Genomic DNA, 7,596 nt, shown 5'->3' on the forward strand with positions numbered 1-7,596 from the left:
GTCAGGTGGCGTATTCGGCCAGGCGCGCCTCGATATCGGCGACCACCGTCGCGGGGGCGGGGGCTTCCCGGATATCGGCGCCCAGTTTCCGGGCGCCGGCCCGGTAGGACGGATCGTCGAGCAGGGCGCGCGCCGAGTCGGCGAGGGCATCGATATCGTTCTGGGCGGCGGCATCCTCGGCCGCTATACCGGAGCCGGTCCGGGCGATACCGCGCGCGAAATCGAACTGGTCGAACATCTGCGGTAGCACCAGTTGCGGCAGCCCGTACCGGGTGCCGGTCAGGCCGGTGGTGGAACCACCATGGTGCACCAGCACATCGCAATCACGCAGGAACAATTGCAGCGGAACCTGTTCCAGCACCCGCACCCGCTCCGGTTGCTCGCCCAGTAGCGGGCGGTCGGCTGCCGACAGGGCCACCACGATCTCCAGATCGGGGATCGATACCAGCGCCTCGACCACATTGCGCAGTGGCCGCGCCCCGGTCAGGCTCAACACACTGCCACCGAAGCACACCGCCGCGCGCCGACGATCGGACCTGGTGCGCAGTTCCCCGGACAGGACACCGGTGCCGTTGAACGGGATGAACTGTAAGAGATCGCTCGGCACCGCGTCGGGCGCCTGCAATGCGGGCGGGCAGATATCGAGTGTCACCACCGGAGCCGCCACTGTCCGACCGCCGGCGATATCGGATTCGGCGACCAACGCGGCGGTGCGTTCGGTGAACGGACCGCCGGTGGGGTCGATACCCCAGCGGTGCGATATCACCGGCAGTCCGAGTTCGGCGCCGAGCGCGCGTCCGATGGTGGCCAACGGATCGGTGACGATCACCTGCGCGCCCCACTCGCGGGCCAGATCGGCGAACACCTCGAAGAATTCGACGGCATGGCGGTGCCAGTTCTGTGCGGCGATATGCCACAGCCCCTGCCCCGCGCCGCCGCGTTCGGCGAACAGCGGCACCGGGAACATCTCCGGGCTCACCTGGTTGCGCAGGGTGTCCATCGGCACCTCGAGGGCGGGCAGGTCCGCCGCATCGAGTCCGGCGCGCTGCGCGGCGGCGGTGACATCCGCGCGTGAGGCCACCAGGACCTCGTGTCCCGCCAACCGCAACGCCCAACAGAACGGCACCATGGCCAACAGATGCCCCGGTGAGGGCACGGGAACGACGAGAAACTTCATGACGATCGGCTTTCGTTGTTCTTCATCCACACCATGGGGTTGGTATTGCGCGGTACCCAGGGTGCGGCCGATTGTTCGGCATTGCGCCGTTTCTCGACGAACGCGAGATTGTGATAGAAGTGCAGCCCGCCCACCCACTCGTCGAACCGACCGGGTGCGCGTTCGACGCCGGACTCGATATCGCGGTGGTGCAGGGCGTCGACCAGAGTTTTCAGATATCCCACCGAGGTATTCGGATCGTCGAGGCGGGTACTCGAACCGCCCCAACCCGACCAGTAGGAGGTCTGGAGATCCTCCACCACATACAGGCCACCCGGACGCACATGGGAGAACAGGACCTCGAACGAGGCGATCACATCGCCGCTGATATGGCTGCCGTCGTCGATGACGATATCGAACGGACCGAGTTCGGTGCCGAGCCGCGCGAGGAACTCGGCATCGCCCTGATCTCCGCGTACCGGTTGGATACGTGGTTCGGCGATACCGGATTTGTCGAAGTAGTCGAGGCCGATGACGATCGAGCGCCGGAAGTACCGTTTCCACATCCGCAGCGAGGCGCCACCGACGTCGGGTGCCTGATAGCCACCGATACCGATTTCCAGAATGCGCAGCCGGCGGTCGCGCAGCGGACCGAAGTGGCGTTCGTAGTGGGGGGTGTACCAGTGACCGCCCCATTTGTCGGAGCCGTAGTGCAGCGACAGCTCGTTGAGGTCGTGGTGGGGGGCGGCGCAGGCGGTGATGATCCGGTGCGCGGCCATCTCGGCCGCCGAGCGCGCCACCCGCCAGGGATCGTCGGGCGCGAAACTCGCCGGACCCGGTTCGTCCTTCACCGTGATGGCGCGGGTCGCGGTTCGGTCCTCGGGCGCACCGTAGACGGCACGGACCAGTTCCACCAGATCCTGACGCACGGTCAGCCATGGGTCGTCCAGGGTGCCGGAGGTGATATCCGCGTCGTCGGCACCGATGGTCACCAGATAGTCGAGTCGCTTTCCGTCGTAGTCGAGTTCGAACACCACCCGCACCGGGATCTTCGGCCGGTCACCGTAGCGGGTGCGCCACTCGATCTCCCGTAGGACGGCTTCCGCGGCGGTGTCGACGCCCAGGTCCGCGAGCCGGGCGGTGGTCTCGTCGTGGTCGCCGTCCGCGGCGGCGATCAAGCGGGCGGCCAGTATGTTGTCGGCATCGAGGTTCACGTGTTTCCTTCCGTTCGGCCGGCCCGCACCGGCATCGGCCGCGTGGTGGGCGCATTCGGTTCCCGGGTCGGTTCCACCCCCTCGGCTGCGAGCATGAGCCGCACCATCTCCCGAAAATTCACCGTCGGCGCCCACCCGGTGCGTTCCCGCAGCCGCCGGGCATTGCCCACCATTGCGGGTTCGCGGCGGGTCAGCAGCGTCGGCTCCTCACGGACATAGCGGGTCCAGTCCAGCCCGACCGCGCCGAAGGCCTCGGCGCAGAAGTCGGCGACGGTGTGGTGGACACCGGTGGCGACGACGAAGTCCTCGGGCTCGTCCAGGTCCAGCACGGCGCTCATGGCGCGCACGTAGTCGGGGGCGTAACCCCAGTCGGCGCCCGCGTCCAGGCGACCGACCACGAGCTCGTCGGCCGTACCGCGGACAATCGCGGCCACCGCGCGGACGATCTTGCGAGAGACGAATTTTTCCGGACGTAACGGTGATTCGTGGTTGAACAGGATTCCGGCCGCGGCGTACACCCCTCGGGCGCGGTGGATGCGGCAGGCCAGCAGCCCGGCCGCCTTGGTGAGGGCGTAGACGCTGCGCGGTTGTATGGGGCTGTCCTCGTCGCGGACGGCGATCCCGGTGCCGGAATCGATCGCGGAACCGTAGATATGGGCGGAGGCCGCGTAGAAGATCCTGGTGTCGGGGCTGTGGTGTGATACCGCTTCGGCGAAATTGTGCACCTGCAGGGTGTTCACCCGGTGGGCGGCGTGGGCGAGTTCATGTGCCGCCATCGGCGGGTCCTGGGCGGAATGTTGCACCGCGGCCAGCAGATACACCCGGCTCGGTCGCAGCTCGGCGACGAGCCGTGCCACCGCGTGCGGATCGGTGATATCGATCGGACCCCCGCGCCCGATACCCAGGACGGTTTCCCCGCGTTCGACCAGCAACCGGGTCAGCAGGGTTCCGTCCTGTCCGTCCGCACCGGTGACGATCACGGTCATCGCACCACATCCAACCGCGGCAGTGGGAACACCAACCGCCCCCCGGAGGCGAGGAAGGCGCGTTCCCGTTCGATCATCATGTCGCGGAAATGCCAGGGCAACACGAAGAACTGGTCGGGGTCGCGGCGCCGCGCCTGCTCCTCGGAAACGATGGGTATGCCCGTGCCCGGGGTGAACTTGCCGAATTTGTCGTCGTTGACCTCGGCGATGCATTCCAACCACCGCGGTCCTATGCCGCAATGTTGCAACATCACATTGCCCTTGGTGGATGCGCCGTAGCCGAGGGTACGCAGTCCGGCGCGTTCGGAGCGGTCGAAGAAGTCGCGCACCGATTCGCGGTGGTCGGCGACGCGGGCGGCGAACTCGGCGTAGTGGTGGCCGTCGTGCAGATTCAGTTCGCGTTCCTCCCGCCGCATCCGATCGATGCGGGTGGTGGCGTCGCGGGTGGGGGTACCGATCTTGCCCAGGGTCAGCGCGAAGCTACCGCCGTTGACCCCGTTGCGTTCCACGTCCAGCACCGTGAAACCACAGCGCCGGGCCATCCATTCGATCTGTTCGAGCGTGTAGTACTCGAGGTGTTCGTGGCAGATGGTGTCGTAGGAGGTGGTCGCCAACATGGCGGGCAGATAGCTCTGTTCCAGAACCCAGACACCGTCGTCGGTGAGGGTTTCGTGAACCGCCCGCATGAACTCCAAAGGGGCGGGCACGTCGTAGAACATGGCGATCGAGGTGATGACCTTGGCCTTGCGCCCGTCGAGGGCCTCGGCCACCGCTTTCGCCGAGAAGTAGCCGGGTATCAGCCGCACATGCTCCGGATAGAAGCGGCGGAACTTCTCCGCCAGTGGGTCGATACCCACCAGAGTCGCCGAACCCACCGGATATTGTTTCAGCAGTGTCGCGTCATTGCTGCCGATATCGATCACGATATCGGCGGGTTCCAGCGGAACGCGTTCCCGAATCCGGGCGACCCGGTGACCCAGATGCGCGATCATCGCGCTGTTGAGCCCGGACCGATACCCGTAGCCGGGCGAGTACATATCGTCGAAGTCGGCGGTGTGCCGCAACTGCACCAGGCCGCATTCGTGTTCGTCCGACGGCACACAGCGCACCACCTCGAGCGGATACCGGGGCGCCGACAGCGGTTCACGTGCCGGGAACACCCCGGTCAATGCCATGGTTCCGAGATCGATGACCGTCTCGAGTCGCGGGTTGTCGCATACCCGGCACCGATCGATACTTCCCGTCTGCTTCACGCGTGCTCCATATCGTGGGCGACCATCAGTTCCACCAGCTCGGTGAAACTGGTGCGCGGCTCCCAGCCGAGCTTCTGTTTGGCCTTGGTCGGATCGCCGGTGAGGTGGTCGACCTCGGCCGGACGGAAGTACATGGGATCCACCTCCACCAGCACCCGGCCGTTGCGACGGTCGATACCGCGTTCGGCCAGACCCTCGCCTTCCCATTCCAACTCGATACCGACCGCCGCGAAGGCGGTTTCGCACAATTCGCGCACGCTGTGGGTCTCGCCGGTGGCGATCACATAGTCGTCGGGTTGGGGCTGTTGCAGCATCAGCCACATGGCCTCCACGTACTCCTTGGCATACCCCCAGTCCCGGCGGGCGTCCAGATTTCCGATGTAGAGGCGGTCCTGTTTACCGAGGGCGATCCGCACTGCGGCGCTGGTCACCTTGCGAGTGACGAAAACTTCCGCTCTACGGGGTGATTCGTGATTGAACAGGGTGCCGTTCACGGTGTACATCCCGTAGGCCTCGCGATGGTTCACGGTGATCCAGTAGGCGTACAGCTTGGCCACCGCATACGGGGAACGCGGGTGGAACGGGGCGGTCTCGTTCAGCGGTTCGGTGCCGACACCGCCGTAGAGTTCCGAGGACGAGGCCTGGTAGAAGCGGGTGGCGATACCGGTTTTGCGGATCGCGTCCAGGATGCGCAGGGTACCGATGGCGTTGGTCTCGGCGGTGAACTCCGGGATCTGGAACGAGATGTGCACATGCGACTGGGCGCCGAGATTGTAGATCTCGTCCGGCCGAACGTCTTCGAGGATGCGGTTGAGACTGCTGGAGTCCATGAGATCGCCGTAGTGCAGGAACAGCCGCCGCGGGGAATGCGAATCCTGGTACAGGTGATCGATACGCTCGGTATTGATATTCGAGACACGTCGAACGATACCGTGCACCTCATATCCCTGCTGCAACAGGAATTCGGTCAGATATGAACCGTCCTGCCCGGTGATTCCGGTGATCAACGCCTTCCTCATGGATCCTCCACGCAGAGACTAACTATGGACGCCCGGTGGGTCAATATCTTTCCTTCGCCATCGATCGCAATTAAAATCGGTACGCATGAATGCGGCCTCCAATCGAACATTGGTGATGATTCCCACGTACAACGAGAGCCGCAATGTCGGCCCGTTGCTCGCCGAAATACTCGACCAGGGCGACGATTTCGACATCCTTTTCGTCGACGACAACTCCCCCGATGGAACCGGTCGCCTACTCGATGAACTCGCAGCTCAGCACACCCATCGAATTCATGTGCTGCACCGATCGAATCGGCGGGGAGTGGGTTCTGCGCACCAAACAGGAATCCGTTGGGCATACGACAACGGCTATTCCGAATTGATAACGATGGATTCCGATTTCGCACATCCACCGTCGTATATTCCCGCCTTGATGGCTGCCGCGAAAGGTTTCGACATAGTGGTCGGTTCGCGATATCTGAGACAGGACAGTCTGGCCGACTGGACCCCCTTCCGAAAAATTCTCACCAGGGTCGGGCATTTCCTCACGGTTACGCTTCTGCGAATGCCCTACGATGCCACCGGTGCGTTCCGATTCTACCGGCTCGACACCGTTCCCGTGGCGGCTTTCGATCTCGTTCGCTCCACCGGATATTCGTTCTTCTTCGAAAGCCTCTACATCCTCACCGCGAACGGCTTCTCCATTACCCAGATACCGATCCACGTCCTCCACCGCACCGCCGGCGAATCGAAGATGCGCACCCGTGATGTCGCCATCAGTGTGCGGTTTCTGCTGACGTTGTGCGCGGAGAAGTATCTGCGACCGTCGCGTCATCGCCTCACCTCGCACCCATCGCGTTGACGCGCCGAGCGGCCAGCCAGTCGATGACCGCGTGCGCCTCCGGCCAGTCGGGGGCGGTCGCGGTCACCGGGTACTGGTCGTCGACGTAGTCTGTGGCGAACTGCGAGCGGGACCCGACCGCATCGCGCACCTCGGTCAATGTCACCGTGGTACGCGCACCCACCTCGCGCATCCCGGTTCCGTCCGCGTTCGCCGCGATCCATTCGGCGCACCAGGTGACCGGCGCAAAACTCTGTCGCGAGTGCCCACTGGCGAAAACCGGCCGATCGGCGGCCATATCGGCGAGCGCGCCCTTGCGGTAATCGCCGGCGTACATCGGCCCCAGCCGAACCACGAAGCTGTCGTCGCCCACGCACAGCCGTTCGGCCTCGGCGCGGTTGTGACCGTAGACGGTATCGAGCTGGGTGCGCGCGGAGATACTGCTGATCTGCACGAACCGTTCCCAATGCCAGTCGCGGCGCAGGGCGCGGGTGGTGGCCACGGACGCCGCGTGGTCGGCCTCCGGATTGTGTTCGGCCCAAAACCTTTTCGACGGACAGGCCGCATTCACCAGCAGCTCGTAGTCGCCGACCTGCAGCCGCTCGTGGTCGCCCCGCACGACCGGGACCACCTCGTACCCGCCGTGCGCCCGGAACGCCTCGGTGAGCGCGCTGCCGACATAGCCGGCCGCGCCGATCACCGCGACCCGGGGGCGGGTCACGAGTCCTTCCCTTCCAGGGTGTGTGGCAGTGGTTCCACCTGCACGATCGGTGGATCACATTCGTCCCAGGGTTTCGTCAGCATGGCCACGAAGGTCAACGAGGTGATCGAGTAGACGGTGTGCATCACCCCGATCGGGGTGCGGGTACAGATGCCCTTGGAGACGTGGATGAATTCTTCCGGGCAATTCGGGTCGGTGTGATCGTCCTTGGTGACCAATACCCCCTCGCCCGCCACGAACAGCAGATACTCCACGAAATGCGGGTGGTAGTGCAGTCCGCGCACCTTACCGGGGTGCATGTAGATGAGGTTGAACTCGAGCAGCGGCTCAGGGGGAACCCAGGTGAAGATCCCGCCGCGACCGTCGCGAACGGTGTCCAGGTTGCACGACGGCTTGAGAACTTCGACTTTCACAGGTGGCTCCT

General features: G+C 64.7%; 8 protein-coding genes. 1 reads left to right on the top strand and 7 read right to left on the bottom strand.

Annotated features, from left to right (window positions below; all coding sequences use genetic code 11):
• Position 1: 1 nt before the first annotated feature.
• From ON32_RS28965 to gmd, 5 genes are read right to left on the bottom strand one after another with little or no spacing between them, the layout of a single operon-like run.
• Complete coding sequence (locus ON32_RS28965; protein WP_040792292.1) at positions 2 to 1,177, bottom strand: nucleotide disphospho-sugar-binding domain-containing protein; 1,176 nt, start codon at positions 1,175 to 1,177, stop codon at positions 2 to 4.
• A complete protein-coding gene (locus tag ON32_RS28970; RefSeq protein ID WP_051133441.1) occupies positions 1,174 to 2,370 on the bottom strand; it encodes a class I SAM-dependent methyltransferase in 1,197 nt (398 codons plus the stop codon). Before ON32_RS28970 ends, ON32_RS28965 begins: the two co-directional genes overlap by 4 nt.
• Positions 2,367 to 3,356, bottom strand: a complete 990-nt coding sequence (locus ON32_RS19005; protein WP_040792293.1) for a GDP-mannose 4,6-dehydratase — start codon at positions 3,354 to 3,356, stop codon at positions 2,367 to 2,369. The genes ON32_RS28970 and ON32_RS19005 overlap by 4 nt, the downstream gene beginning before the upstream one ends.
• Complete coding sequence (locus ON32_RS19010) at positions 3,353 to 4,609, bottom strand: class I SAM-dependent methyltransferase (protein WP_040792294.1); 1,257 nt, start codon at positions 4,607 to 4,609, stop codon at positions 3,353 to 3,355. The genes ON32_RS19005 and ON32_RS19010 overlap by 4 nt, the downstream gene beginning before the upstream one ends.
• Complete coding sequence (gene gmd / locus ON32_RS19015; protein ID WP_040792295.1) at positions 4,606 to 5,628, bottom strand: GDP-mannose 4,6-dehydratase; 1,023 nt, start codon at positions 5,626 to 5,628, stop codon at positions 4,606 to 4,608. Before gmd ends, ON32_RS19010 begins: the two co-directional genes overlap by 4 nt.
• Before the next feature lie 85 nt (positions 5,629 to 5,713).
• Between gmd and ON32_RS19020 the strand changes: the two genes are divergently transcribed.
• A complete protein-coding gene (locus tag ON32_RS19020; protein WP_051133442.1) occupies positions 5,714 to 6,472 on the top strand; it encodes a polyprenol monophosphomannose synthase in 759 nt (252 codons plus the stop codon).
• Here the strand turns inward: ON32_RS19020 and ON32_RS19025 are convergent.
• Together ON32_RS19025 and ON32_RS19030 are read right to left on the bottom strand one after the other, a co-directional pair.
• Complete coding sequence (locus ON32_RS19025; RefSeq protein ID WP_217998083.1) at positions 6,450 to 7,172, bottom strand: NAD-dependent epimerase/dehydratase family protein; 723 nt, start codon at positions 7,170 to 7,172, stop codon at positions 6,450 to 6,452. The two genes, ON32_RS19020 and ON32_RS19025, sit on opposite strands and share 23 nt — an antisense overlap.
• Entirely contained in the window at positions 7,169 to 7,585 is a 417-nt protein-coding gene (locus ON32_RS19030; RefSeq protein WP_040792371.1) for a cupin domain-containing protein, read from the bottom strand. Before ON32_RS19030 ends, ON32_RS19025 begins: the two co-directional genes overlap by 4 nt.
• Positions 7,586 to 7,596 lie beyond the last annotated feature (11 nt).

The sequence above is a fragment of the Nocardia paucivorans NBRC 100373 genome, from assembly GCF_000308675.1.
Taxonomy (GTDB): Bacteria; Actinomycetota; Actinomycetes; order Mycobacteriales; family Mycobacteriaceae; genus Nocardia; species Nocardia paucivorans.

What these genes read in the sequence shown, in the direction of transcription:
- ON32_RS19005 (WP_040792293.1), bottom strand. Translation starts at nt 3,356, where the DNA reads ATGACCGTGATCGTCACCGGTGCGGACGGACAGGACGGAACCCTGCTG.
- ON32_RS28965 (WP_040792292.1), bottom strand. Translation starts at nt 1,177, where the DNA reads ATGAAGTTTCTCGTCGTTCCCGTGCCCTCACCGGGGCATCTGTTGGCC.
- ON32_RS19020 (WP_051133442.1), top strand. Translation starts at nt 5,714, where the DNA reads ATGAATGCGGCCTCCAATCGAACATTGGTGATGATTCCCACGTACAAC.
- gmd (WP_040792295.1), bottom strand. Translation starts at nt 5,628, where the DNA reads ATGAGGAAGGCGTTGATCACCGGAATCACCGGGCAGGACGGTTCATAT.